Source organism: Pseudomonas sp. FEMGT703P (assembly GCF_002786345.1).
Taxonomy (GTDB): domain Bacteria; phylum Pseudomonadota; class Gammaproteobacteria; order Pseudomonadales; family Pseudomonadaceae; genus Aquipseudomonas; species Aquipseudomonas peli.
In genome coordinates this window covers 1,152,418-1,178,509 of the sequence record NZ_PGCM01000005.1, presented here as the reverse complement: position 1 = coordinate 1,178,509, position 26,092 = coordinate 1,152,418, and the positions used below count along the sequence as shown (strand labels likewise).

The following is a 26,092-nucleotide window of genomic DNA, read 5'->3' as shown; positions in this document are numbered from 1 at the left end:
GCCTGTTCAGGGCGCGGCGTTTACTCCATCTCCCCACACAGCTGAGCCGCGCGTAACAACGCGGCAGTCAGGCTGTGACGCTCCCATTCCTGCAAACCGGCAAAGCGCGCGACAAACTCCGGCGGCAGCAGGCTCGGAGCCTGTTGCAGCAGGGTTCGGCCCTGCTCGCTGAGTAGCAACCACTGACGGCGCCGATCCTGATCATCGCGCTGACGTTGCAGCAGGCCGCGCTCCTCCAGCCGGTCGAGCATGCCGGACAGGGTCGCAGCCGTCAGGCTGACACGACCACTCAGGTCGCTGGCCGTCAGGCGCGTCTCTCCCGCCAACACCTGCAGAATCATCAATTGCATCGGCGTCAGCCCACCAAAGCGACCGAGCCGTTTGGCATGTACTTCCCCGGCCTGCTGCAAACGCCGCAACGCCTGAAACAGCGGCAGTTCGAAGGCCGAAATAGATGACAAATCTATTTCAGTAGAAACCTTTTTATCGAGCATATACGCCTTTTAATTCGATATAAAACTTTGACATGAAATCATTATTTTGTTTTGGTGTAAAAGGTTCGGCAGCCCCGAACCACTCCCCAACGGCAATACCGGTAAGGAATTATGTGCGCAATCGCTGGAGAATTACGTTTTGATCAACGACCGGCCTACCTGGCTGCAGTCGAGCGAATCACCCACCACATGGCCGCCCGCGGCCCCGATGCCCACGGCTTTCACAGCCAGGGCCCGCTGGCCCTCGGCCACCGCCGCCTGAAGATCATGGACCTGGCCGAAGCGTCTGGCCAGCCGATGATCGACAGCGAGCTGGGACTGACGATGGTGTTCAACGGCGCCATCTACAACTACCCGGAACTGCGCGAGGAGCTGAAAGCCCTCGGCTATCGCTTCTTCTCCGGTGGCGACACTGAAGTGCTGCTCAAGGGCTACCACGCCTGGGGCGCAGACCTGCTGCCCAAGCTCAATGGCATGTTCGCTTTTGCCATCTGGGAGCGCGACAGCCAGCAGCTGTTCATCGCCCGCGACCGCCTCGGGGTCAAGCCCCTGTACTTGTCACGCACTGGCGAGCGCCTGCGCTTTGCCTCCAGCTTGCCGGCGCTGATGGCCGGCGGTGACATCGGCAAAACCCTCGATCCCGTCGCCCTCAACCACTACCTGAACTTCCACGCCGTGGTGCCGGCACCGCGCACCCTGCTGGCTGGGGTGGAGAAACTGGCACCGGCCAGCTGGATGCGTATCGACGCCCAAGGCAACTGTGAACAGCAGACCTGGTGGAACCTGACATTCGGCCCGCAGCGCGAAGAAATCGCCTTCGGCCTGGAAGAATGGCAAGAGCGCGTGCTCGACGGCATGCGCGAGGCGGTATCGATCCGCCAGCGCGCCGCCGTGGACGTCGGTGTGCTGCTTTCCGGCGGCGTCGACTCGAGCATGCTGGTCGGCCTGCTGCGTGAAGCCGGGGTGGAAAACCTGTCGACCTTCTCCATCGGCTTTCAGGATGCCGGCGGCGAACGCGGTGACGAGTTCCAGTATTCCGACCTGATCGCCGAGCACTTCGCCACCCGCCACCATCAGTTGCGTATCGGTGAGCACGAGATTCTCGAACAACTGCCAGCGGCCTTTCGCGCTATGAGCGAGCCGATGGTCAGCCACGACTGCATCGCTTTCTACCTGCTGTCACGCGAGGTGGCCAAGCACTGCAAGGTGGTGCAGAGCGGCCAGGGCGCCGATGAGCTGTTCGCCGGCTACCACTGGTATCCGCAAGTGGACGCTGCCGAAGATGCCTTCGACGCTTACCGCGCGGCGTTCTTCGACCGTGATTACGACGAATACGCCGCCTGCGTGCAGCCCGCCTGGTTGACCGGCGACATGGCCGGCGACTTTGTTCGTGAGCATTTCGCCCAGCCTGGCGCCGTGGCCGCTGTGGATAAGGCGCTGCGCCTGGACAGCACGGTGATGCTGGTCGATGACCCGGTCAAACGGGTCGACAACATGACCATGGCCTGGGGTCTGGAGGCGCGCACGCCGTTCCTCGACTATCGCCTGGCCGAGCTTTCGGCACGTATCCCTGGGCGTTTCAAGCTGCCGGATGGCGGCAAGCATGTGCTCAAGGAAGCGGCACGTAAGGTGATCCCCAGCGCCGTCATCGACCGGCCCAAAGGGTATTTCCCGGTACCTGGCCTCAAGCACCTGGAAGGCGCCACCCTCGGCTGGGTGCGTGATTTGCTGCTCGACCCCAGCCAGGATCGCGGCCTGTTCAACCCGGCCATGCTGGATCGTTTGCTGAGTGACCCGCACGGTCAACTGACGCCTTTGCGCGGCTCCAAGCTGTGGCAGTTAGCCGCGCTGAATCTCTGGTTGAACGAACACGGCCTTTAGAGCGCTGCAGTGGCTGGGTACACACCCGCCACCGCAGCATCCGCCACCTGCTCACGGCAAAGGAACCCCTCCAATGCGTGCCACTGCCTTTAATCAACGCCTGCTGCGCGGCCAAGCGCCTTCCTACGAGCGCCTGCAGGCGCGCCTGGCCGAGGACCACAACGCCCCGCGCAGCGAACCTCAAGCCGTGCACTGCGGCTGGGGCCGCCTTCTGCTCGGCCACACCTACCCGGATGCTGCCGTTCTGGCCAGTGATCTGCTGACCGAGCAACCCGGCGAGCGTGATATCGCCCTGTATGTTGCTGCACCGCACCAGGTGCTCGCGCAAGCGCCGCAGCAGCTGTTTCTCGATCCTTCCGATACGCTGCGTCTTTGGTTTACCGACTACCGCCCAGCGCGCCGGGGCTTTCGCGGTTACCGAGTGCGCCGGGCACAGAATGCCGAGGACTGGCAGGCGATCAATGAGCTGTATCAACTGCGCGGCATGCTGCCGATCGACACCGGCAAACTCACCCCGCGCCACCTCGGTGGGCCGGTGTACTGGCTGGCCGAGGATGAAGACAGCGGCGCGGTGATCGGCAGCGTGATGGGCCTTAACCACCACAAGGCCTATCAGGACCCGGACCACGGCAGCAGCCTGTGGTGCCTGGCGGTCGACCCACGCTGCAGCCGGCCAGGGGTCGGCGAAGTGCTGGTACGTCACCTGATCGAACACTTTATGAGCCGCGGGCTGAGCTACCTGGACCTGTCCGTACTGCATGACAACGAACAGGCCAAGGGGCTGTACGCCAAGCTGGGCTTTCGCGAGCTGCAGACCTTCAGCATCAAGCGCAAAAACGGCATCAACGAAGCGCTGTTCCTCGGCCCTGGCCCGCATACACCGATGAACCCTTACGCGCGAATCATCGTCGATGAAGCGCTGCGCCGCGGCATCGAAGTGCAGGTCGACGACGCCGACGCCGGGCTGTTCACCTTGAGCCACGGCGGCCGGCGCATCCGCTGCCGGGAATCCCTGAGCGACCTGACCAGCGCGGTCAGCATGACCCTGTGTCAGGACAAGCGCCTGACCCATCGCACTCTGGCTCGCGCTGGCTTGCACCTGCCCGCCCAGCGCCTGGCCGGCAGCGCCGAGGACAACGCCGCGTTTCTCGCCGAGCATGGCAGCCTGGTGGTCAAGCCGGTGGATGGCGAACAGGGCCAGGGCGTGGCGGTGGATCTGCGCACGCCGCTGGATGTGCAGGATGCCATCGAACGCGCCAGTACCTTCGACAGCCGCGTCTTGCTGGAAAGCTTTCACCCAGGTTTTGATCTGCGCATTCTGGTGATCGGCTTTGCCGTCGTGGCCGCCGCCATTCGCCGCCCGGCGGAAGTGATCGGTGATGGCCAACACAGCATCGGCGAACTGATCGATGCGCAAAGTCGCCGTCGGCAAGCCGCCACCGAAGGCGAAAGCCGCATTCCCAAGGACGCTGAAACCCTGCGCACCCTGCATGCCGCCGGGGTGGACTACGACAGCGTGCTACCCGCTGGCCAACGCCTGCCCGTGCGTAAAACCGCCAATCTGCACACCGGCGGCAGCCTGGAAGACGTCACCGACATCCTCCACCCGGTGCTGGCCGATGCTGCAGTAAAAGCCGCCCGCGCCCTGGATATTCCGGTGGTCGGCCTCGATTTGCTGGTGCCTGCGGCCGATCAACCCGAGTACGTGTTTATCGAAGCCAACGAGCGCGCTGGCCTGGCCAACCACCAGCCGCAACCTACAGCCGAGCGCTTTATCGACCTGCTGTTCCCCCTGAGCCAAACGCCTAGCTAACCCCTTCCCCAGCCCTTCTCCGGCAACGACTGAGGGGCGCAATCGCCGTAGAGGAGACTCCATGCAGCAACTCCCCGAACCCAACCTCGCCTATCTGCAGAAAGTGCTGTTGGAAATGCTCGCCATTCCCAGCCCCACCGGTTTTACCGACACCATCGTGCGCTACGTCGCCGAACGCTTGGAGGAGATCGGCATCCCCTTCGAGATGACCCGCCGCGGCACCATTCGCGGCACCCTCAAAGGCAAACAGAGCAGCCCGGACCGTGCGGTTTCGGCGCACCTGGACACCATTGGCGCGATCGTCCGCGAACTGCAGGACAACGGCCGCCTGGGCCTGGCCGCAGTCGGCTGCTGGTCGAGCCGCTTCGCCGAAGGCAGCCGTGTCAGCGTGTTTACCGACCAGGGCGTGATTCGTGGCAGCGTGCTGCCGCTGATGGCCTCCGGGCATGCCTTCAACACCGCCGTGGACCAGTTACCAATCAGCTGGGACCATGTCGAACTGCGCCTGGATGCTTACTGCAGCACCCGCGCTGACTGCGAATCACTGGGCATCTCGGTGGGCGATTTTGTCGCCTTCGATCCGCTGCCGGAATTCACCGAGAGTGGGCATATCAGCGCGCGTCACCTGGATGACAAAGCCGGCGTCGCGGCGCTGCTTACCGCACTCAAGGCCATCAAAGAAAGCGGCCTGGAGCCAGAGATCGACTGCCACCCGCTGTTTACCATCACCGAGGAAGTCGGTTCTGGTGCGGCAGCAGCCCTGCCCTGGGATGTCAGCGAATTTGTCGGCATCGACATCGCTCCGGTTGCGCCGGGCCAACAGTCCAGCGAACACACCGTCAGCGTGGCCATGCAGGACTCAGGCGGGCCTTACGACTATCACCTGTCACGCCAACTGCTGCGCCTGGCCAGCGAGAATGAAATCCCGGTACGTCGCGACTTGTTTCGCTACTACCACAGCGACGCACAGTCAGCAGTCACCGCCGGCCACGATATCCGTACTGCCCTGCTGGCCTTCGGCTGCGACGCCACACACGGCTATGAACGTACGCATATCGACAGCCTCAAATCCCTCAGCCGTTTGCTTGCCGCTTACGTGCTCAGCCCACCGGTATTCTCCAGCGATGCCCAGCCGGCGCAGGGCTCGCTAGATCGCTTCAGCCACCAACTGGAGCACGATGCCCAGATGGAAAGTGACACCCGTGTACCAACGGTTGACAGCTTATTGCGCCCCCGCGATCAGGACGCTTGAAGGGCCGCACGCATCCGGGCAAAGTGACAGCATGACGCGAGGCCGGATCTGGCCTCAGATAATAATATTGAGGTCGGTGAATGCCTCGGATATGGCTGGCGATGGTGCTGTTCTGGCTGTGTGGGCCGGCGTGGGCGTTGCTGCCTGCCACACTGGACAGCGCCGATTTGCGTCTGTCACTCGGCCCGTCCATGGCTTACCTGGAAGATTCAAAAGGCATGCTGAGCGCCGAACAGGTCGGCGCGCTCAGCGATGAGCGCTTTACCCCTGTCAACGGCGAACACGCCAACCTCGGCAAAAATGATTCGATCTGGTGGTTCAAGGTACGTCTGAACAACCGCCTGGCACAGGACCTGGCCGGCTACCTGGAAGTCAACTACCCCCTACTGGACCACCTGCAGGTATACCTGCGCCACGCTGACGATCAGTGGCAGATGCAGGAAAGCGGCGACCGCTTTGCCTTCTCCCAACGACCTGTGCAGGTGCGCAACTTCTGGTTTCCACTGGAGCTGACGCCCGGTGAAAGCACCTTGCTGGTCAGGGTCGAGACCACCAGCACGATCTTTATGCCGCTGTTCTTCAGCACCTATCAAGCCAGCGCGGCCGCCCAGGAAAACCTCATGGGGTTCAATGGCGCGTTCTATGGCGTGCTGTTTGCGATGTTCTGCTACAACCTGTTCCTGTTTATCTCACTGCGCGAGTCGGCCTACCTCTGGTACCTGGCCTACAACCTCAACGTCGGCCTGCTGGCCGCCTGCTTCGACGGCATGCTGTTCAAGCTACTGCCCGAGCATGTGGTGTTCCAATCGGTGAGCATCTACATCCTGATGTACCTGCATTGCCTCACCGCCATTCAATTCAGCCGCCACTTCCTGCATGCGCCGCAGTACTTTCCACGCCTGGACACTGGCCTGCGCTTATTGATGCTGGCTTGCGCCGGCTGCCTGTTGTCGGTGCCGCTGATCGGCTTCAACGCCTGGAATATTCTGGCCAGCGTCACGGTCTCGCTGGTGTCACTGGTCTTGCTGCTCACGGGGGTCTATGTCTGGCGGCGCGGTGTACGTTACGGCTCTTATTACACGCTGGCCTGGGCCATCCTGCTGTTCGCCTTTATTCAAGCCACCACGGGCTCGCTGGGCCTGGAAGTGCTGGGTGTGTTCGGCGCAACGGTGGTGAAAATCGGCGTAACCATCGAGCTGATCACCCTGTCCATCGGCCTGGCCGACCGCATCAACCTGCTCAAGGAAGAAGGCTACCAGTCACGCCGCGCCGCTGAGCAAGCGGAAATCGAGAACCTGGCCAAGAGCCGCTTTCTGGCCAAGATGAGCCATGAAATCCGCACCCCACTCAACGGCGTACTGGGCATGTTGCAGCTGCTCAAAGAGACCCCGCTGGACCGCAGCCAGCGTTTCTATGTCGACACCATTTCCAGCTCCGGCAGCTCGCTGATGGCGGTGATCAACGACATCCTCGATTACGCACGCATCGAATCCGGCAAGCTCAGTCTGGAACACATCGAATTCGACTTGGAAGAACTGATTTCTGAGACCCTCAGCCTGTTCACCGGGCAGGCGCTGGATAAGCGTCTGCGCCTCTATGTCAGCCTGGAAAGTGGCGTGCCACGCCGTGCCCAGGGTGATCCGACACGGCTTAAGCAGGTGCTGATGAACCTGCTCAGCAATGCCTTGAAGTTCACCGCCGAAGGCCACGTGGCACTGAATGTCTGCCGGCGCAATGATTCCCAGGGCAAACCGCATCTGGTGTTCGCCATCAGCGACAGCGGCATTGGCATCAGTGACACGGCTCTGACCCAATTGTTCGAATCCTTCGCCCAGGGCGACTCCAGCACCACCCGCCGTTATGGTGGCAGCGGCCTGGGTCTGGCGATCAGCAAGGAGCTGGTGGAAATGATGGGCGGCCGTATTGAGGTGCAGAGCACCCTCGGCCAGGGCACGCGCTTTGCCTTCGATGTTCCGCAAAGCGCTGATGAACTCCCGACTGACCCACTGCACGAGCTACTCAAGGGCCGCACCGCTCTGCTGACGTCACTCGACGGTCTCGGCCTCGATGCCTTGAGCCGTTTGCTGGGACGCTGGGGCATGCGCACCGAGCGCTGCCAGAACCCGGAAACCCTGCAAGGCTACCTGGAAGACTTCTCCGCTCCGCCACTGCTGGTGCTGATGGCACCGTGGCCGGGCAGCATTCAGCACTGGCTGGATTCGCTGCGTCCACTGCTGCAACCTGGGCAACGCGTGCTGCTGCTCTGCGCGCCCGAACACTGTCAGCAACTGCCCAGCTCCGCCGGCCTGCGCCTGCTCGGCCTGCCTCAGCCGCTGGCCATCAACGCCCTGCGCAGTGCCCTACTCGAACTGTACGAAGAGCCGCGTATCGTGGAAATCCAACCGCAACCCAAAACCCACACAGATACAGGCACCGCGCCTTGCATCCTGGTGGCCGAAGATAACCCCGTGAACCAGCTGGTTGTGCAGGGCTTTCTGAAAAAGCGTGGCTATAACGTGCGCCTGGTGACCAATGGCCTGGCTGCACTGAATGAGTACCAACGCGACCCCAATGCCACGCAACTGATTCTCATGGACTGCGAAATGCCAGAGATGGACGGTTTCGAAGCCACGCGGCAAATCCGTCGCCTGGAGCGTCAGTACAACCTGCCAGCCGTACCGATCATCGCCCTGACCGCTCATATACTGGATGAGCACCGCCAGCATGGCGCCGATGCAGGCATGAATGACTTCCTCGGCAAGCCTCTGGACAGTGCCAAGCTGTACAGCACCCTGGAAGCGTATCTGCAGCCTGCAGAGCCATATGTTCAGTAGCGGCGCGCCAGACATGCTCACGCAGAGCCCTGTGAATCGCCCCTGAGGTCGTGCTCAAGTGCGTTAGTCACAAGCGGCTTTTCAAGGCAGTTTTTAACGCAGCACTACCAACGTAGGTAATTTCTCAACGGCCTGCTAGCATCCGCGCTGCGCTCTGGAGGCCTTACCGTGCTGATCCCTTATCACCTGCTCGAAGCTGACACCCTGACCCGCCTGATCGAAGACTTCGTTACCCGCGACGGCACCGACAACGGCGACGAGACTCCACTGGATACGCGTATCGAACGGGTACGCCACGCGCTGAGCAAGGGCCAGGCAGTGATTGTGTTTGATGCAGAGAGCCAGCAATGCCAGCTGGCGCTAAAGCGCGATGTGCCGAAAGAGTGGCTGGATGCGCTTGAGGGTCTTGAAGACTAAGTGGCCTGAAGCCGGCTACCCTCGCAGGCCGCCCTCGCGCTCCCAGGCACAACGCACGCGCAACTCACCTTCCTGCGGGCTGTGGAAGCCACTGTCGGACTCCCAGCGAAAGGTGTGCGTACCGTTCAGCTCGGTTTCCAGGTGCACCACCGCACTGGCCCAGTACAGACGCTTGAGCAGCGCCTCGAACTGCTTGATCCACAGGCTCCATTCATACTCCACCGTGCGGTAGCTGGCACCGAAGTGGATCACCTGGGTCTGATACAAGCCATCGCCCGGTTGTTCACAGCAGGCGAACATCTCACGCCCGAGAAAGCTCCAGGCATCGCCGGCCGGTAGCTCATCGAGCACTTGCCGATTGATTTCACGGCGCAGTCGACTCTCCGCCGGACTGTCCGATGGCCAGTCTCGGATGCAACCATAAACGATGGATTCGGACTCCACGCAGGCACTCCAGCAAATCAAGGCTGCCTTCTATCACAGCCGTCCAGAGCAAGGAAGGAACTACTGCCAAATAAGCGTCATTGCCGTGGCATAGCGACGCCTAAGCGGCGTCAGCTACAGGCACGCTTAGGCCCGCGCCGCATCATCCAGGCCAGCACCGTCATCAGCACCGCAAGCCCGGTAAGCACCATAAACGGCAACTGGTAGTTACCCGCCAGATCGCGCGCCAACCCGGTCAATACCGGTGTCAAACAAGCAATGCTGTATCCCATGCACAGCATCATCGCCGTCCAGCGACTGACCGCCAGTGGCGATCCGGCCTCGTACAACGGCAGCACCAGCGACAAAGCAAACGAGCCGCCCAAGCCAAAGCCGATGGTCACCGCCCAAAGTTCAGGCATCACGGTCGGTTGGAAGGTAATCATCGCCAAGCTGATGGACGACAACAGTCCGCAGCCGACCAGCAGCAGGTAACGGTTCTTGAAACGCTGCGCCAACCAGGGCAGCAGAAATGAGCTGGGCAGTCCCATCAGCATCGACACACTGAACAGACTATTGCTGTGCATCAGGCTCAACCCGGCTTCGTTGTAACGCGCTACGGCCCAGGTGGCGAGGGCATAAAACAAGCCGGCTTGGATGGCAAAAAATGCACTGATCAACCAGGCCCGTGGCTGCCGCCAAGGCAATCCGGTGCCACCCTCTTCGCTTTCAGCTTCGACGCGGTTAGGCAGGCACAGCCACAGCAGCAAACCGACGACCGCCGGTAGCGCCCAGATGGCCAGGCCATAGGTCCAGTCGTTCGCCAACCACTGGGTAGCCGGGATCGTCAGTACTGCACCGCCCGCACCGCCAATCGCCATGCTCAGCGAATACCAGCCCACCACGCTGCCCATCCGCCCAGCGAAGTGGCGCTTGATGAACCCCGATAACAAAGGCCCCGCAACAGCGATGGCTGCGCCCAGCAGCACCGCACTGCCAATCAGAATTGCGCTGGCATGCCCTACCGCACGCAGCAACAGCGCCACAGCAATAACCGCCAGACACAGAGCAATGGTACGTTCGAGCCCCAGGCGCATCGCCAGACGCGGCGCAAAAGGCGCGAGCAAACCCATGCATAACACGGGAAGCGCAGTAGTAAGGCTGATCAGGCTGCGGCTCAAGGCCAGTTCTTCAGCAATCCGCTCAATCAGCGGTGCCAGGGAAGTGATACCGGGCCGCAAATTGATTGCAGCCAGGATCAGGCCCAGCAACAGCAGGGCCCGCGGAAAAGGTTTCACAGTAAATCCATCAGTTTCGCGGCCATGCCGACATGGCCGCAAACCTTAGAGCGCAAGTACACACCAGACAAGCCCTAAGCGGGATAAAGTTGACCAAAAAATCAGTAATTAGAGCGCTACAGGTCAGATTACTTGGTGCGCGGTGCACGCATCTTATCGGCCATGGCAGTCATTTCGTTATAGAGCAACTGCGGGTTCTTCTGCTTCAACGCCCAAGCCATACGGCCCTGTTCGTGAGGCAGAATCATGAACTCACCTTTGCCGATTTCCTGGTAGATGTAATCGGCAATATCGGCCGCACTGATCGGTGAGCTTTCCAGCAGCTTGCCCACCTGCGCTTTCATCGCTGGCGTAGGACCGCGGAAGGAATCCAGCAGGTTGGTCTGGAAGAACGAAGGGCACACCACATGCACGCTGACTTCATGCAACTTCAGCTCGATCAACAAGCTTTCCGACAGTGCTACAACTCCGGCCTTGGCCACGTTGTAGTTACTCATGGCAGGGCCCTGCATCAAGGCTGCCATGGAGGCAATATTGACGATTTTGCCTTTGCTCTTTTCCAGTAACGGCAGGAAGGCCTTACACCCCTTGACCACACCCATCAGGTTGATCGCAATCTGCCAGTCCCAATCTTCAAGCGACAACTCGCTAAAGAACCCGCCAGAGGCCACACCGGCGTTGTTGACAATCACATCGATGCCGCCGAGCTTCTCCTCACAGGCCTGGGCAAACGCAGTCAGCTGGCTGTAATCACGTACATCACAACGCTGGGTAAAGCCATCGCCACCCGCTTCACGAACCATCTGCAGGGTTTCCGCCAGGCCCGGCTCGTTGACATCCGAAAGTGCCAACTGCCAGCCCTCACGCGCCCAACGCAGGGCCATCTCACGCCCCAAACCCGAACCCGCGCCGGTGATCATCATGCGATTTTGCATAGGAAAACTGCCTTGTGATGCTGTGATTGATGGGGCCAGTGTAGCCGGGGAAATTATCTTGCCTGCATACCATCATCCATCTGAATAAGGCGGCCTAAGCTCAACTCACGGCCGCTGCCAGCGCTGCCACAGCAGCACGCCATAAATCAGCGCATTGAGCAGCAGAACAAACACCCCCAAGCAAATCTGAATCTGCGGCGTCAGCCCAGCCGGGTAGATGATCGGCAGCAAATAGTGCTCAACAAAACCACCGCTGTACCCCGCCTGCCCTGCAGCCAGACGCAGGCTTTGTTCTAGCGGCGTCAGCGGACAGGGCCAATGCATCAACTCCACCAACACACCCCATAATGCTGCTGGCACATGCAACCAAACCAATCCGTGCCAACGCCACACCAGCAAGCCGCCCAACACCGCAAACAGAATAAACAGCAGATGAAAGACAACTACCGCATCTGCCGCCACTGCCAACCAAACCATAAAGCGCCTCGCTGTTAATCCTCAGCCCCATTGTTTCCACATAACACGCAAACAGTATTAAAAACCTGATCGCCAGAAAGCAAAAAGGCCGGTCAATAACCGGCCTTAATTCAAACTACTGAACGCGTTAGTTAATACTCAACTTATCGCGATTCTTTTCCAGCGTTGCCTCGCCAATACCCTTGACCTCCAACAACTCATCAACCGAAGCAAAGTCGCCGTGCTCATCACGGTAAGCCACAATTTCCTGTGCCTTGACCTCACCAATACCCAACAGCTCACGCTGTAGGGTGGCTGCATCAGCAGTATTGAGATTAATTTTCCCGACCGGGGCCACTTCAGCTGATTGAACAACAGGTGCTGGTTGGGTCTGCGTTTCAGCGGCGTAAACCGCCAAAGACATGGAGGCAAGAACAGCAAACAACAGAGACGACAGTTTGACTTTTAGCATGTAGTGCATCCTTTCGTTAGTTTTGTCAGAACGTGGGACTTCCCTCTCCACGCACTGAAAACTAGCTGCTGCCATGCACTTGTCAAATAACTGAATGAATCACGAAGCCAATCAATCGAAACCTGTGCCCAAGCCTAGGTCAACCGGAGCTTACGGTTCCTGCCTACGCTTCATATGTATCCAGTCGACTATCTCACCTTCGGGCTTGTAACCGCTTACTGTCTCACGGAGCAGTTGCCGAACACGCTCATAGTCATCATGTTCAACCGCATCCAGCAACTCGCCCAAGCGAACCTTTAACTGCTCCCAAGGTAGATGCTCTTCGTTTGCCCGCATGATCATTGGGTGCTCTGTCGGGCTGACGTTATCGCCAATCAATAACTCTTCGTAGAGTTTCTCTCCCGGGCGTAATCCAGTGAACTCAATAGCAATATCACCATGTGGTGCTTTATCACTCCGCACACTCAAGCCGCTAAGGTGGATCATCTTCTCGGCCAGCACAGCAATTTTCACAGATTCGCCCATATCCAGGACGAACACATCGCCACCCTCTCCCATGGATCCCGCTTGAATGACCAGCTGCGCAGCTTCGGGGATAGTCATAAAGTAACGCGTTATGTTCGGGTGAGTAACCGTGACCGGCCCACCCTTGCGGATCTGCTCATGGAATAGCGGAATGACTGAACCAGAAGAGCCTAAAACATTACCGAAGCGCACCATGGTAAAGCGCGTCTTATTGAGCTGATGTACGGCCTCACCATCAGCGAACAACACAGGGGCACACTCGCGACTGAGTGCCTGTAGCACCATCTCAGCCAACCGCTTTGTGCTACCCATGACATTAGTCGGACGCACCGCCTTGTCAGTGGAAATCAGCACGAAGTTTGTTGCCCCGGCTTTGACCGCCGCTTGCGCAGTATTGAGCGTCCCAATCAGGTTGTTCAGCACACCCTCGGCAATATTGTGTTCCACCATCGGCACATGCTTGTAAGCTGCTGCGTGATAAACCGTATTGACCTTCCAGGTGCACATCACATCAGCCAGACGCGAGGCATTACGAATTGAGCCCAGAATCGGCACCAAACGCAGCGGTAACGACTCACGCTTGATCCTCGCGTCCAGCTCACTGTGAATGCTGTATAGATTGAATTCGCTGTGCTCGAACAGCAGAAGAGTTGCAGGGCCATTAAGTAAAATCTGCCTACACAGCTCAGAACCGATAGAGCCTCCAGCCCCTGTAACCATCACCACTTGATTACGAATACAGCGCTCAAACAAAGCCTGTTGAGGCGGTACCGCATCACGGCCAAGCAGATCGGCAATGTCGACTTCCTGCACATCCTCAACCTTCACCCGGCCGCTGGCCAGGTCCATAAAGCCAGGAATACTGCGTACGTGCAGGGGAAATGCTTCCAGCGTTTCAAGGATCTGCCGGCGGCGCCCACGTGAAGTTGAAGGCATCGCCAAGAGAATCTCATCAGCCCCGGTCTCATCTATCATTTGCGAGATGTGTTTAGGGGTGTACACGCGCAATCCTGCGATGGTGCGATTGGCGATACCTGGATCATCATCAATAAATGCTACAGGTCGCATGGCACGTCCCATACGCAAAGCCGCGACCAATTGATTACCCGCTGAACCTGCACCGTAAACCGCAACTCTAGGCAGAAGCGGAGCTACTGCAGCTGTTCGCTCTGGATTTAACTCGAACCAATTACCTACAAAATACTGGCGCATGGCAAGGCGTAAACCGCCTAAAAGTAAAAGGCTCAACCACCAGTAATTGAATACCATCGAGCGTGGTACCAGAGCCGTAGGCCCGCGATACCAGTAGACCGCCAAAGCCAGCACCAAGACCGACAACGTAACGGCCTTGGCAATTGTAATCAGCGCATCATTACCCACATAGCGCATCACCGCCCGATACATACCTAAACGAATAAAGATCGGCAAAGCGATAATCGGCGCTAGGAGAAATAGCCAACCATGACCGTCAAATGGTTGGGCTGCATCCAGTTCTCCTAGGCGCAGAGCAAATGAAAGCCATAGCGCCAACCAGATCAGAGCGACGTCAGTCACCACTTGCAAAAACCGCTTTTGTCGACGCGGTAACTGCAAGAGTCCCTGACGTAGAGCGTCTATCCGCTGGCGAATCATATTTATTCCTCAATATCTGGCTTGCAATACGGTGCCCGGGGCAACCACATCACCTGATGCAACGCTAACACCATAGCTTGCACTACAACCGGCCTGCAGCCATGCCGAAGCACCCACCTGCCCGCCCTGGCCAAATTGACACCGACTCCGAAATGAGCGAAATCATCGATGTACGTAATGGGCTCATACTTGCTCCAGCGCTCCAGCTCGAAACCTCACAGCCAATATCAGTAGCGGTGTATAGGCCAGCAACAGCGCACACAAACCGTCACCACCGAAGGCGACCCAAAGTGCGATTGGTAATAACCAGAAAAAATTGATTGCAACGACGGCCAAAGTCACCGGCAAGTGACGGCTAAAGTGACGTGAGGCGTATTGATAGGCATGGCTGCGGTGGGCTTCATAAACCTTATCTCCACGCAACAACCGCCGGAAAAGAGTAAAGGTTGCATCGACAATAAAGACACCCAGCAGAATCAACCACCCCCAAAGTAATGATGCGCCGGTCCAAGCGGCTTGCAGAGAGAGAATGCCCAATACGACGCCGAGGAAACCACTGCCTGCATCCCCCATAAAAATACGCGCGGGAGGAAAGTTCCAAAACAAAAAACCCGCAACCGCCGCAGCCAACAACAACGGCAAGAGCAACATATTCGAATACCCGAGAAAGCCGTACATCAACGCGCCACCAAGGCAAACACTAATCGCCTCTACACTGGCAATACCGTCAATACCATCCATAAAGTTGTAAAGATTGAGCAGCCATACCAAATAGAGGGAAGCCAACAAATAACCGAACCACCCCAAATCAACTATATGGCCAAGTATTTGCACAGGTGGCAAACCATTGAGCCAGAACAGAACCCAAGCAGCAGCCGTGAAATGTCCAAGCAGACGCCAGCGGGCTGCGATATGTCCATGATCATCAAGAAAACCAAGCACTGCGATAAGCGCACCAGCACCGCTCAATGCATAAAAGTACTCAGTTTGAATTCCCATGCCCATGGAGAACGCTATACACAGCGCAAACAGGAAGGCCGCAACAATAGCCATCCCACCGCCCCGCGGCGTAGGTTGGCTATGGGAACTGCGTGCATTAGGAACATCCATCAAGCTGCGAGACAACGCATAGCGCCGCAACCAAGCTGTCAATATCCAGGACAACACAGCAACTAAAAAACTAAAGATCAGAACACTCATGAATGGGCGTCTTCCAGAAAGTGTGCAGCTGTTTTGGCCAGTGCCTGCTCCACAGTAAGTGGCGGCACCCAGCCTAGGCACTCGCGAGTTTTATCTATATTCACCTGTAGCGAGCCACATAACCTCTGGCTCAGTGCGCGCTGCCCCAATAACCCCGCGCCATACTCGATCCATAACTGAGGGATAGGTACCAACCTGGGCCGGCGCCCCAAGGCACGACTTAAGCGGCGCAACAACTCAGTAGTGGACAGATCCTCACCATCGCTCACAAGAAAACGCTGCCCACTTGCTGCCGGATGCGTGAGGCACAACACCAGTAAGTCCACCAAATTATCCAGCGCCACAAAACTACGATGGTTATCGATCGCCCCAAAGGGTAGTGGTATACCGCGATGCAACCAACGCAGCATGCTGTGGAAGTTTGCCTTCACGCCCGGACCATAAATCAGCGGCGGACGAACAATAACCACCTCCAGCCCTGTCTCGGCGGCCAACACCCTTAACCCTTCTTCGGCCTCATATTTGGATATGCCATATGGGTCTACAGCCTCAGGCACATCATCGGCACAATAAGCATGCCCCGGCGAGGTCTGCTCACCATTGACCTTGATCGAGCTGACGAAGATGAAACGACGTAAGCCGGCCTCCACTGCCTGGCGAGCCAGCCGCAGAGTACCCTCAACGTTGACCTGACGAAACTCGGCAAGCGGGTCAATCGATTGCTCGTTCATCACATGCACCCGAGCAGCGCAATGGATAACAGCATCGACATTGGCCAATGCCGTCGACCAATCCGCATCCGAGGCCAACCCTGGAGACAGGCAAACTTCATAATTAGCCGGGGAAGTAGGCGGTAACTGACGCATGGCGCAGCGCAATTCATGTACACCATCGACTAGCAGGCGTGCCTGCACTGCGCGCCCAACGAAACCGCTGGCACCCGTAAGCAAAACACGCATAGTTTTAGCCCTTGTGCCAGACAGTACGATTTACATAGTCCGTGTAGCTGAGCACGACTCGCACGACCTGCAACGAAACCGGGCCACCTTCATAATCAGGAACCAGCGGAATACGGCGCGAGCCGGGTTGATGCTGACTCGTAATGACCTTGACCGCCGACAACACCGAATCCTTCTTTAATCCACTCATTATCAGAGTGCCCTGGTCCATGCCTTCTGGACGCTCGTGAGCGTTGCGCAGGGTCACTGCCGGCAGGTTGAGTAAAGAGGCTTCTTCAGTAATGGTGCCGCTGTCGGATAGCACACAGAACGCATTCATCTGCAACTTGATGTAGTCCAAAAGACCGAATGGCTTGGAGAAGCGAATCAGCGGGTGCTCCAGTGATTCGCCCAGTGCCTCCAGACGCTTACGGGTACGTGGGTGCGTCGACACGATCAGCGGATAACCATACTCGTCGGCCAGCGCACGCAGAGTGGCAAGCAGATCGCGCAGATTATCTGGAGTGTCGACGTTCTCCTCACGATGAGCGCTGACAATAAAGAACTTGCCAGCCTCCAGCCCCTCACGAGCAAGCACGGCAGAGGCCTCGATCTTCGGCCGGTAGTAATCCAGCACTTCATGCATGTGCGAACCGGTCTTGATGATGGTCTCGGGACGAATGCCCTCAGCGATCAAATAGCGACGGGCATGCTCGGTGAGCACCATGTTGATGTCAGACAGGTGATCGAGCACCTTGCGATTGAGCTCCTCCGGTACCCGCTGGTCAAAACAACGATTTCCCGCTTCCATATGAAACACGGGAATCTTCCGACGTTTGGCCGCAATGACCGCAAGACAAGTATTGGTATCGCCATACAGCAACAACGCATCAGGTTTTTCTAACTCGAACACCGCATCAGCCTTGGCGATTACCTCTGCAATAGTCTGTGCAGCAGTTTCACCGGCAGCGCCAAGAAAGTGATCAGGCTTACGGATTTCCAGGTCATCGAAGAAGACTTGGTTCAGCTCATAGTCGTAGTTCTGCCCAGAGTGCACCAACACGTGATTAACCTGGCGGTCGAGTTCGGCAATTACCCGACTCATTTTGATCAATTCCGGACGCGTCCCTACCAGGGTCATAACCTTAGGCATCGAGCTGCTCCTTGATGTAGTCGAGCTTGAGCAGCAGTTGCTTGATGCCCTCGATGTCCAGGCGCTCGGTATTATGCGAGGTGTAATCATCGAACTCGGCGATCTTCTCTTCACCTTCGACGAAGTACTTCTTGTAATTCAGATCGCGGTTGTCCGCAGGAATACGGTAGTAGCGGCCCATGTCCTCGGCTTTAGCCATCTCTTCGCGTGAAACCAACGACTCGTAAAGCTTCTCGCCATGACGAGTGCCGATCACCCGCACCGGGTTATCACGACCGAACAACTCTTTGAGCGCCAGAGCCAGATCACCAACGGTTGAGGCTGGAGCCTTCTGCACGAAAAGATCACCCTGCTCACCATGCTCGAAAGCGTGCAGCACCAGGTCGACCGAGTCTTCCAACGACATCAGGAAGCGCGTCATGTTGGGATCGGTGACGGTCAGCGGCTCGCCGCTGCGTAGCTGCTCGATGAACAACGGGATCACCGAACCGCGAGATGCCATTACGTTGCCATAGCGGGTGGCGCAGACCACGGTGCTGCCGGCCGGAATCATCCTCGACTTGGCCACCATCAACTTCTCGGACATAGCCTTGGAGATGCCCATAGCGTTGATCGGATACACCGCTTTATCAGTAGAGAGCACCACAACGCGTTTCACGCCACTGGCAATGGCAGCATTAAGTACGTTCTCTGTGCCATTGACGTTGGTGCGCACGGCCTCCATCGGGTAGAACTCGCAGGAAGGCACCTGTTTAAGCGCCGCTGCGTGGAAGATGTAATCGACGCCAACCATAGCCTGCTTGAGGCTGTCGTAGTCACGCACATCGCCAATGTAGAACTTGACCTTGTCGTTGGCCAAGGCAATGCGCATGTCCTCTTGCTTCTTCTCATCGCGGGAGAAGATGCGAATCTCGCGCACATCGGTATCGAGGAAGCGGCGCAACACCGTATGGCCAAAGGAACCGGTGCCACCGGTGATCATCAATACCTTGTCGTCGAACATATAACCTTCCAGAACGTGAACGCAGCCCGGAGGCTGCGTGGATTCCTTTTCACCAGCAAACCGGAGTGATTACCGGCGCTGCTCGTACATACGCCGGATCAGCTCCGGCCACTCGGGTGCCACATAACCGGTCGCTTCGCGGAACCGCGAACCGTCCAGCGAACGATCGATTACCAGTGCATCATCCGGCCGGATGTCGATAGCCTTGCCATACTGCGTAGCCACCAGACTGAGCAGCCGGAACTTGTCGATCGGCTTAGCCGCGACATGATACAGGCCATTGAGCTGCGGGTGCGGGACAACGAAGTCCTTCATCACCCGCGCCAGCTCGACCGTCGGCAGTCCAGAGAAAATCGCCTTGGTGAAACCTTTGACCCCGCCTTCCTGGGCTAGGAACCAATCCACCAGAGCGTAGTTCGAACCCAGCTCGTGACCAATGATTGAAGTGCGCAGAGTGATCGCATGCGGCAGGTCATGAAGCTCACCGATGTACTTGGATTTACCGTAGAGGTCTTCGGCGTCCGACAGATCGCCCTCCAGGTACAAACCCTTGCGCCCGGAGAACACGCAGTCAGTACTGATATGGATGAGCCTCGCACCGGCCAACTCGCAGAGACGCGCCAGACGGTGTGGCAGAATGGCATTGATCGGCAGAGCGGTGAGCGGATCCTTGGCATCGGCCAGTTGCTTGATTAACCCGACGCAGTTGATCACCACATCTGGGCGTATTTTTCCAAGAACAGTAACCAAAGCATCGTGGTCTAGCACATCCAAGCCACTAAAAAGGCGCACATGGGTATTCTGCGGAAAATATCGCAAGGCGGCATGGCTGCGTAGTGTCCCCCATGTTTCATACGACGAATCTGCACCAAACACACGAAAAATAGCGTTACCCAACATGCCGGTAACACCTAGAACCAGAACTTTCATCATATACCCCCAACTTCGATCAATCAGCGCCGACCAAAATACCGCTTTAGCGATCCCAAACTACAATTAACCAAATGCAGCGCGAATTGACGTTCATCTGACCGCATAATGTAAACGCTAAAAAATAATGCAGGCACCACAATAATCACTGCCCATGATAAAAACCTATGCTCATCCCAACATAGCCATGAAGCTAAAATAACTATCGAAAAGCCTACCAGCCAATGCCCTATGCGAAAAGCCTCGAAACGCGCACCATGCACCAGCCACAAACGAAGACTCAATGAACCCAGATAAACTATATAACTAACCAAGTAAGCTATACCAACCCACTCTATTCCTAAAGGCAGCAGAACCCAAGCGAGCGATACAAAAAACATGCTCCAAAGAGCCCCCCCTAAAACGAAGCCCTTCATATCAGCTCGCGCAATTAACGTGGTAGATATTATCCAGCCAAGCACACGAACAAAATCACCTAGCAGAACCCACCTCAGCACATCCAAGGCAGGCATAAATTCCTTACTAAAAAGCAAGTTTATGACAAGCGGCTTGAATACAACCAAGACTACAACCAGCGGTAAAGATAACATCAAAGCGAAGTGGAAGGCCCTTGATAAGGCCGAATGCAACGCAGCGCCTCCCTCAATCTTGCCAAGTTCGGGCAATAAATAACTCTGCAAAGACGTTAGAAAAAGAGCCAAATACATGGCACTGATACTCCATGCGGCATCAAATTGGCCCGCCCCCTCCAACCCATACAGGTGAACAGCTCGAGCACGAACAACCAGCACGCAACCCAGCGTAAACATTAAAGACAGCAGCGATGGTAGAGCAACACTCAGGAAGCGTCTCACTGCATCTCTATCTACAAGACTTGGGGCCAGCACTCTCAGACTTACCAGATAACCTAGGCGTCGCACATGAATAAATGCGACCACCACGGCGGGCGCAACTCCTCCGCTAACAGCCAATACTAAAACATCCGGGTAGCCATGAGAAAAAGCAAGCCCGGCAGGCGACGCTGCTACAGCAGCACCAAGACCGGTAAGCATGGTAATTAATGCAACAGACCCATATTGCATGTCTGCGGTTAATACTCCGCGGAGAAAAAACAGCAGCGTTCCGAACGTAATAGGTATTACCAACCAGCGCACTACCGATGCATGATTCCCGGCAAGAGCTAAAGCAGCAATAAGATCAGCACCCGCTAAAACGACGCCGCACACTAGCAAGTTCATTGCCATGAACATATACAATGTAGAAGTAAATAAACTTACTCGGGCTGCACCCAACTGGCTACTAAGCCCCTGTACAACAGCGTTCTGACCACCTATCGAAGCCATCGATGAGAGCATTTGCTGCAACTGCCGCAAAACTGAGTATAGACCAACCCCGGCCGGCCCAGTGATAACGGCCAAAAGCTTGATGGCAATTGCACCAAAGAACAACCCGAAGAACTGACCAAAGGCTGTCCTGAATGTAGATACCGCCATTCCTGGCTTCACTTAGGGAAATCTTTACACAGCAGTGCAGCACCCTCATCCTCACCAAGAAATAGTGACAACACAAAATAAATGAACAACCCACCACTTAGGAGCGTCGCAGTGAGCGAACTAACCGACGCAATAATAAAGCAAACTATACTAGATACGATAAGCACCTGACTGCCCGATGTAAAAATACATGCGGCGAAAAAGGTAAAAACAAGACAATAAACAATCACACCCACCCAACCAAAGGCCAACTTAGCGTCGACAAAAAACACGGTATTTGAAGCACCTTGCCCACCCGGGGAGGCCCCATACTCATAAACGTAAACCATCTTTTCAAGCTGCATCTTCGGCTCACCAAAGAGCAGATGCACAAAACTAATCGAACGCCCGAGCGTTAACCGGTCCTCTAGCACAATACGCTGAAACTCTAACCAATCATAAGCCGTTATATAAGGCACCCAACCCACCCTATTCAGTAAAAGTGTAAATTTAGCTGACAGCTTATTCGGATCAAACTGGTATTGCTCATCACTAAAATGCTTACACAAATAATAGGGCAGCAATGCGCGAGAGGGATCTCCCATGGCCTCTTGAATTGGCATCCCTGGCGGAACAATCAAAACCTGCGAGGAATCATCAGTTGCCGCCACTGACACACTATCAACTGATGACCTTGAATTACCACCTCCAGCTAAAAATGCCAGCGCCAAAACACACCCCAACATTATGGAGGCAGTCATAAATACCGCCTTCCAACGACACACCATCACATAGTAAAACGCCAGCGGAAGTAGTACAAAGATAGGAGCTGCTTTTTCCATAGCGAGCATCGAAAGAACTAACAGCAGGACCAACAGCCAATATCTGAAGCGTGCTTTCAACATGAAAGCAGCAACCAAGATCAATGGCATTACCGAGCGCCCCAACATGAAGGCAGAATAACGAAGCAAACTCTCATACCCTACAAGCCCTGCGAGAAACTGGCTTCTGGAATGCGCAATATCCATCAACCCCGCACCCCTCAATGCAATGAACAGCGGTACCGTATCAGCAATCCACGCAGCATAAGCGAGCGTAGCAATATAAAAAACCAGCGCAAGAAGAGAAAGCAGAGTCAAGCTCTGACGAGACACGCCACAAACCGCTCTCACTCTACTAGACAACGAAACATATACCTTCGAAAAAAACCAAAACTCAAAAAGTAAACAACAGAAAAAAATTAATATATAAAAAAATCGACCGCACTGCGATCGCGCAACAAAAACAAACCAAGAAAACTTGCCGGAAAATAAATAACCAACATCAAATAAACAGGAACACCCTTCACAATCCAACTCTTAGCATTCACTGAGATACACCTTAGCCATTACAACCATTATGAATACTTCTAAAATAAATCATTATCACTGCAACATCTCAACCAATCTCTTGACTTGCGAACGCATCTCAAAATTTCTGTCAAAATAATCTCGTCCGGCTCGCCCCATCTGCTTCCGCTGTAGCGGGTTCATGGACTGCAACTCGCGAATATTTTTTACCAATGCATGAACCTGCTCCGCTGGCGACGTAAGGCCAGCACCTGCCTCAATGACAACGCGAGCACCCTCTCCATTGAGGCTAGCGAGAATAGGCTTGCCTGCGGCCAGATATGCTTGAATTTTGCTCGGAACCGTCTGCGAAAAAATATCCCGGTCACTTAGCGTCACGAGTAAAGCTGAGGAGCGCTCAAATATGTACGGCATTGCCTGTATAGGAAACCGCCCCGGGAGGACAAGATTATCCAGCCCCAATGAACGCTTTTGCGACTCCAGCCATGCTAGCCGGCTTCCGCTCCCGACTAGCACCAAACGAAGGTCGGGGTCACCACGCAACTCAATAGCGGCCTGCACTATGGTATCCAGTCCCTGCGCCGTACCTAGATTACCTGCGAAAACTACACAAAAGTGATTGTTCAGTAACTCAATAAGCTCACGAGGCACAGCGGTTGATTCTTCAGCAATGCACTCGCCCCTTATCGAATTGGGGAAGTAGTAAATTTTTTCTTTCGGAGCATAGCGTGCAACAGGCATGAAAAAAGCATGTGACTGAACTAAAAGCTTATCGCAACATCGATAGATTCCTTTTACTAACCAACCAACCATGCGCAATACATGAGGGTTCTTTACAAAGCCTGTAGCAGTAAGACTGTCGGGCCATAGATCTTGCACCCATAAAGCCAATTTTGCGCGCTTTATCCACTTTAGAGGGATGGCCGGAATAGCCTGCAGGATAGGAGAAGGTGCAAACACCAGAATGGCGTCAAACTCTCGCTTGCGCAGTAGCGACGGCAAGCAAAAGAAACCTGCGATGACAAAAGATAGATAATTGAGAATTAGATTTCTGGCTCCGCCTCCGCCTCTCGGCCAGAGCGGGACCCTTACCACATCAATGCGATCAAGATAGCGCTCCCGCTGTGTCCCTAAGGCACGGTACCCGTCAAAAACCTTTCCATCTGGATAATTAGGTTTGCCGGTAGCCACCACCACCTCGTGCCCCTGCTCGTCCAGCGTACGAACGATGTCATTGATGATGAAACTTTCGGGCCAAAAATACTGTGAAAGGACGAGAATTCTCATGGACAACCAGATGAATTAATCAAGAAGCTGGGAAACATGCAGGGCAATCGCGAGACTGGCAGTCAGTCCTGGCGATTCAATCCCGAAAAGGTTGACCAAACCTGGCAAACCGTGAACTTTTGGCCCTTGAATATTGAAGTCGACTGCAGATTGACCTGAGGCATTAAGTTTTGGGCGTATGCCACTGTATCCAGCTATCAGCCTATTTTTATCAATCGCGGGAAAATATCTGCCAATCGCGTAGGCAAATGAATCGCAAAGAGAGTCATCTACTTGATAATCCAATACATCGGTCCAAGCGACATCAGGGCCAAAGCGTACCTGCCCTCCAAGATCTAGAGTGGCATGGATGCCCAACCCAGCAGTATTGGCCTCCGGCATCGGATAGACCAGATGCTTGAAGGGCGCACGGCCGGAATAACCGAAGTAGCGGCCCTGACACCAATGTGTGGCTGGTACATACGTTTCATCAAGCCCCTCGATTCGTCCAGCCAGCTGACTAGCAAATAGACCTGCTGCATTGATCACATAACGGGCGTGAACAAAGAAGCGCTCTCCGCAACTCATGCCTTCAACCAGCCAACCTTGCGCAGTCGGCGCCAGGCTATGGACACGGGTATCAAGCGCAAGGTCTGCACCATAGCGCTGCGCTTCGGCGAGCAAGGACTCCATATAACCATGACTATCGATGATGCCGGTCTGTGGCGAGAGCAACGCCTTCACGCCGGCGACCGCCGGCTCTAGTTCGTGCAAGCGCGACTGCGAGATCATTTCAAGGCTGCACACGCCTGACTGACGAGCATTGACCTGTATCGCCTCGAGAGCTGGGATCTCTGCATCGGTGACAGCAACCAGAAGCTTGCCGATGCGCCTATGGTTCACACCATGCTCCTGGCACCAGCTATACAACAAATCTCGCCCCTCAACGCACAGGCGCGCCTTCAACGAACCGGGCGGATAATAGATTCCCGCATGAATTACCTCGGAATTACGGCTTGAGGTGTGCTCGCCAATCCCACGCTCTTGTTCGACCAACATGACACTGTTGCCAACACGCGACATCTGTACAGCGCATGCCAGGCCGACAACCCCGGCACCGATGATCAAACAATCGATATCCGTCATTGTGCACCGCTACCTAGCGCGCAGGACACATGGGCCAAATACACCCCATACATCAGGGTAGCGTTGGTGCTGATGGCAAAGTTTTCATGGGCCCACACCTGCGCCTGACGGCCCAACCTCTGGCGCAGTGCATGATCCTCGGCCAGGCGCTGCAACGCATCGGCTAGCAGCACCGGATCGGGACGCAGGACAGCAAGCCCGGTTACTTCATGAATGATCGCATCAGGCACCGGATCCTGAACGGCCACAACGCTTGGAATTGAATAGAACGCAGCCTCGAATACTGGGCGACCGGCAGCGTCCAAGTGCGAAGGGAAACAAAGTACATCTAGCTGAGGGTACAGCGTTCGCACATCCCCGACGAATCCCAGCATGCTGACATGCGATTGCAGGTCATGTTCAGCAATCAGCGCCTCGAGATCTGCTCGCACATCTCGCGCAAAACCCAGCTTGCCTAGCACCCACGCCTTTAGTCCCGACAGCTGTCGCGCATTCTCACCGGCAATTAGGCAGTGAACCGCCACACCACGCTGCCTAAGAATGCGCATGGCCTCGACCAACTCATAGACACCCTTGAGTGCAATCAGCACCCCGAGAAACCCCACCTTAACCACAGCCTGATCACAGCTGTCCCGGCGCAACGGGGGAATATCGATACCCAGACCGTTATGCACGATGTAAACGTGAAGCTGGGCATCCAACGTTTTTCTCACCGTATGATCGATCGCCACGACAGCATCGGCATAAGTGCCAAGCCAACGATTGAGCAAGCGGGTACGCAACCCGCTTCCAGGGCTGCGCTGCAAGGAGCGTACATGCACCACCATAGGGATGCGCAACAACCATTTGGCCAGCATGCCCAGTGGCAGCAAAGTGATTTCATTCACATGCAGAAGATCGAACCGCTCACGGCGCAGGCGCAAGATCGCCGCCACGCAAAACGGCAACAGCAGTAACTCGCGCAAAAGGATGATCCAACGCAGCCGGCGATAGTAACCATAGCGGGTGTTGTCAAACTGGCTAAGACCGCGCACCGGCCTGACGTCCATGCCAGCGTCGCTGAAGGCCTTACACACAGGGCCGCGTGGAGTCACCACCGTACCGCTAACACCCTGTCGCCGCAGGCAAGCAAAGAGCTCTATAAGGCTTTTGGAGGCGCCGCCAAAGGCGGCGGCCGGGTGCAGGTAAAGAATGCGCACAGCG

General features: G+C 56.2%; 22 protein-coding genes. 5 read left to right on the top strand and 17 right to left on the bottom strand.

Going from position 1 to position 26,092, the window contains the following annotated elements; all coding sequences use genetic code 11:
• Positions 1–20: 20 nt before the first annotated feature.
• Positions 21–494, bottom strand: coding sequence for a MarR family winged helix-turn-helix transcriptional regulator (locus CUR33_RS09290; RefSeq protein ID WP_289239400.1), 474 nt, complete (start codon positions 492–494; stop codon positions 21–23).
• 111 nt (positions 495–605) lie between these two features.
• On the opposite strand from CUR33_RS09290, the gene CUR33_RS09285 reads away from it, so the two are divergent.
• The 5 genes from CUR33_RS09285 (at position 606) to CUR33_RS09265 (ending at position 8,691) form a co-directional block, all read left to right on the top strand.
• A complete protein-coding gene (locus tag CUR33_RS09285; protein ID WP_289239399.1) occupies positions 606–2,375 on the top strand; it encodes an N-acetylglutaminylglutamine amidotransferase in 1,770 nt (589 codons plus the stop codon).
• A gap of 73 nt (positions 2,376–2,448) precedes the next feature.
• Entirely contained in the window at positions 2,449–4,188 is a 1,740-nt protein-coding gene (gene ngg / locus CUR33_RS09280; protein WP_289239398.1) for an N-acetylglutaminylglutamine synthetase, read from the top strand.
• Between the two features lie 61 nt (positions 4,189–4,249).
• The gene (locus tag CUR33_RS09275; protein ID WP_289239397.1) at positions 4,250–5,440 is read left to right on the top strand and encodes an osmoprotectant NAGGN system M42 family peptidase; all 1,191 of its coding nucleotides are present in this window, start codon (positions 4,250–4,252) and stop codon (positions 5,438–5,440) included.
• Between the two features lie 80 nt (positions 5,441–5,520).
• Entirely contained in the window at positions 5,521–8,274 is a 2,754-nt protein-coding gene (locus tag CUR33_RS09270; RefSeq protein ID WP_289239396.1) for a hybrid sensor histidine kinase/response regulator, read from the top strand.
• Between the two features lie 168 nt (positions 8,275–8,442).
• The gene (locus tag CUR33_RS09265) at positions 8,443–8,691 is read left to right on the top strand and encodes a YheU family protein (RefSeq protein ID WP_090248127.1); all 249 of its coding nucleotides are present in this window, start codon (positions 8,443–8,445) and stop codon (positions 8,689–8,691) included.
• A gap of 15 nt (positions 8,692–8,706) precedes the next feature.
• Here the strand turns inward: CUR33_RS09265 and CUR33_RS09260 are convergent, their stop codons facing one another.
• The 16 genes from CUR33_RS09260 to CUR33_RS09185 all read right to left on the bottom strand — a co-directional run bounded on the left by CUR33_RS09260 (position 8,707) and on the right by CUR33_RS09185 (position 26,088).
• Positions 8,707–9,135, bottom strand: coding sequence for a hypothetical protein (locus CUR33_RS09260; RefSeq protein WP_090248129.1), 429 nt, complete (start codon positions 9,133–9,135; stop codon positions 8,707–8,709).
• A 110-nt stretch (positions 9,136–9,245) separates the two neighbouring features.
• Entirely contained in the window at positions 9,246–10,412 is a 1,167-nt protein-coding gene (locus CUR33_RS09255) for an MFS transporter (protein WP_289239395.1), read from the bottom strand.
• Positions 10,413–10,540: 128 nt separating this feature from the next.
• Entirely contained in the window at positions 10,541–11,347 is an 807-nt protein-coding gene (locus CUR33_RS09250; protein ID WP_090248132.1) for an SDR family oxidoreductase, read from the bottom strand.
• 105 nt (positions 11,348–11,452) lie between these two features.
• Positions 11,453–11,824 (bottom strand): DUF2784 domain-containing protein, encoded by a 372-nt coding sequence (locus tag CUR33_RS09245; RefSeq protein WP_282875445.1) that lies wholly within the window; start codon positions 11,822–11,824, stop codon positions 11,453–11,455.
• Between the two features lie 127 nt (positions 11,825–11,951).
• Positions 11,952–12,275: a ComEA family DNA-binding protein gene (locus CUR33_RS09240; protein ID WP_289239394.1), complete on the bottom strand. Its 324-nt coding sequence runs from the start codon at positions 12,273–12,275 to the stop codon at positions 11,952–11,954.
• Between the two features lie 150 nt (positions 12,276–12,425).
• Entirely contained in the window at positions 12,426–14,432 is a 2,007-nt protein-coding gene (locus tag CUR33_RS09235) for a polysaccharide biosynthesis protein (protein WP_282875443.1), read from the bottom strand.
• 183 nt (positions 14,433–14,615) lie between these two features.
• A complete protein-coding gene (locus CUR33_RS09230) occupies positions 14,616–15,632 on the bottom strand; it encodes an MraY family glycosyltransferase (protein ID WP_289239393.1) in 1,017 nt (338 codons plus the stop codon).
• Entirely contained in the window at positions 15,629–16,591 is a 963-nt protein-coding gene (locus CUR33_RS09225; RefSeq protein ID WP_289239392.1) for a UDP-glucose 4-epimerase family protein, read from the bottom strand. The genes CUR33_RS09230 and CUR33_RS09225 overlap by 4 nt, the downstream gene beginning before the upstream one ends.
• Positions 16,592–16,595: 4 nt before the next feature.
• On the bottom strand, positions 16,596–17,723 hold the full coding sequence (wecB, locus tag CUR33_RS09220) for a non-hydrolyzing UDP-N-acetylglucosamine 2-epimerase (RefSeq protein ID WP_289239391.1): 1,128 nt from the start codon (positions 17,721–17,723) through the stop codon (positions 16,596–16,598).
• Positions 17,716–18,726: a polysaccharide biosynthesis protein gene (locus tag CUR33_RS09215; protein ID WP_289239390.1), complete on the bottom strand. Its 1,011-nt coding sequence runs from the start codon at positions 18,724–18,726 to the stop codon at positions 17,716–17,718. The genes wecB and CUR33_RS09215 overlap by 8 nt, the downstream gene beginning before the upstream one ends.
• 69 nt (positions 18,727–18,795) lie before the next feature.
• Entirely contained in the window at positions 18,796–19,656 is an 861-nt protein-coding gene (locus CUR33_RS09210; protein ID WP_289239389.1) for a dTDP-4-dehydrorhamnose reductase family protein, read from the bottom strand.
• A 23-nt stretch (positions 19,657–19,679) separates the two neighbouring features.
• The gene (locus CUR33_RS09205; RefSeq protein ID WP_289239388.1) at positions 19,680–21,161 is read right to left on the bottom strand and encodes an oligosaccharide flippase family protein; all 1,482 of its coding nucleotides are present in this window, start codon (positions 21,159–21,161) and stop codon (positions 19,680–19,682) included.
• Positions 21,158–22,282 carry a hypothetical protein gene (locus CUR33_RS09200; protein ID WP_289239387.1) on the bottom strand — a complete coding sequence of 375 codons (1,125 nt, stop codon included), beginning with the start codon at positions 22,280–22,282 and terminating at the stop codon, positions 21,158–21,160. Before CUR33_RS09200 ends, CUR33_RS09205 begins: the two co-directional genes overlap by 4 nt.
• A 270-nt stretch (positions 22,283–22,552) precedes the next feature.
• Complete coding sequence (locus CUR33_RS09195) at positions 22,553–23,764, bottom strand: glycosyltransferase family 4 protein (protein WP_289239386.1); 1,212 nt, start codon at positions 23,762–23,764, stop codon at positions 22,553–22,555.
• A gap of 15 nt (positions 23,765–23,779) precedes the next feature.
• On the bottom strand, positions 23,780–24,889 hold the full coding sequence (locus CUR33_RS09190) for an NAD(P)/FAD-dependent oxidoreductase (RefSeq protein WP_289239385.1): 1,110 nt from the start codon (positions 24,887–24,889) through the stop codon (positions 23,780–23,782).
• The gene (locus CUR33_RS09185) at positions 24,886–26,088 is read right to left on the bottom strand and encodes a glycosyltransferase family 4 protein (RefSeq protein ID WP_289239384.1); all 1,203 of its coding nucleotides are present in this window, start codon (positions 26,086–26,088) and stop codon (positions 24,886–24,888) included. Before CUR33_RS09185 ends, CUR33_RS09190 begins: the two co-directional genes overlap by 4 nt.
• Positions 26,089–26,092: the final 4 nt, after the last annotated feature.

What these genes read in the sequence shown, in the direction of transcription:
- CUR33_RS09215 (WP_289239390.1), bottom strand. Translation starts at nt 18,726, where the DNA reads ATGTTCGACGACAAGGTATTGATGATCACCGGTGGCACCGGTTCCTTT.
- CUR33_RS09240 (WP_289239394.1), bottom strand. Translation starts at nt 12,275, where the DNA reads ATGCTAAAAGTCAAACTGTCGTCTCTGTTGTTTGCTGTTCTTGCCTCC.
- CUR33_RS09270 (WP_289239396.1), top strand. Translation starts at nt 5,521, where the DNA reads ATGCCTCGGATATGGCTGGCGATGGTGCTGTTCTGGCTGTGTGGGCCG.
- CUR33_RS09250 (WP_090248132.1), bottom strand. Translation starts at nt 11,347, where the DNA reads ATGCAAAATCGCATGATGATCACCGGCGCGGGTTCGGGTTTGGGGCGT.
- CUR33_RS09290 (WP_289239400.1), bottom strand. Translation starts at nt 494, where the DNA reads ATGCTCGATAAAAAGGTTTCTACTGAAATAGATTTGTCATCTATTTCG.
- ngg (WP_289239398.1), top strand. Translation starts at nt 2,449, where the DNA reads ATGCGTGCCACTGCCTTTAATCAACGCCTGCTGCGCGGCCAAGCGCCT.
- wecB (WP_289239391.1), bottom strand. Translation starts at nt 17,723, where the DNA reads ATGCCTAAGGTTATGACCCTGGTAGGGACGCGTCCGGAATTGATCAAA.
- CUR33_RS09230 (WP_289239393.1), bottom strand. Translation starts at nt 15,632, where the DNA reads ATGAGTGTTCTGATCTTTAGTTTTTTAGTTGCTGTGTTGTCCTGGATA.
- CUR33_RS09225 (WP_289239392.1), bottom strand. Translation starts at nt 16,591, where the DNA reads ATGCGTGTTTTGCTTACGGGTGCCAGCGGTTTCGTTGGGCGCGCAGTG.
- CUR33_RS09190 (WP_289239385.1), bottom strand. Translation starts at nt 24,889, where the DNA reads ATGACGGATATCGATTGTTTGATCATCGGTGCCGGGGTTGTCGGCCTG.
- CUR33_RS09195 (WP_289239386.1), bottom strand. Translation starts at nt 23,764, where the DNA reads ATGAGAATTCTCGTCCTTTCACAGTATTTTTGGCCCGAAAGTTTCATC.
- CUR33_RS09285 (WP_289239399.1), top strand. Translation starts at nt 606, where the DNA reads ATGTGCGCAATCGCTGGAGAATTACGTTTTGATCAACGACCGGCCTAC.
- CUR33_RS09210 (WP_289239389.1), bottom strand. Translation starts at nt 19,656, where the DNA reads ATGAAAGTTCTGGTTCTAGGTGTTACCGGCATGTTGGGTAACGCTATT.
- CUR33_RS09275 (WP_289239397.1), top strand. Translation starts at nt 4,250, where the DNA reads ATGCAGCAACTCCCCGAACCCAACCTCGCCTATCTGCAGAAAGTGCTG.
- CUR33_RS09235 (WP_282875443.1), bottom strand. Translation starts at nt 14,432, where the DNA reads ATGATTCGCCAGCGGATAGACGCTCTACGTCAGGGACTCTTGCAGTTA.
- CUR33_RS09245 (WP_282875445.1), bottom strand. Translation starts at nt 11,824, where the DNA reads ATGGTTTGGTTGGCAGTGGCGGCAGATGCGGTAGTTGTCTTTCATCTG.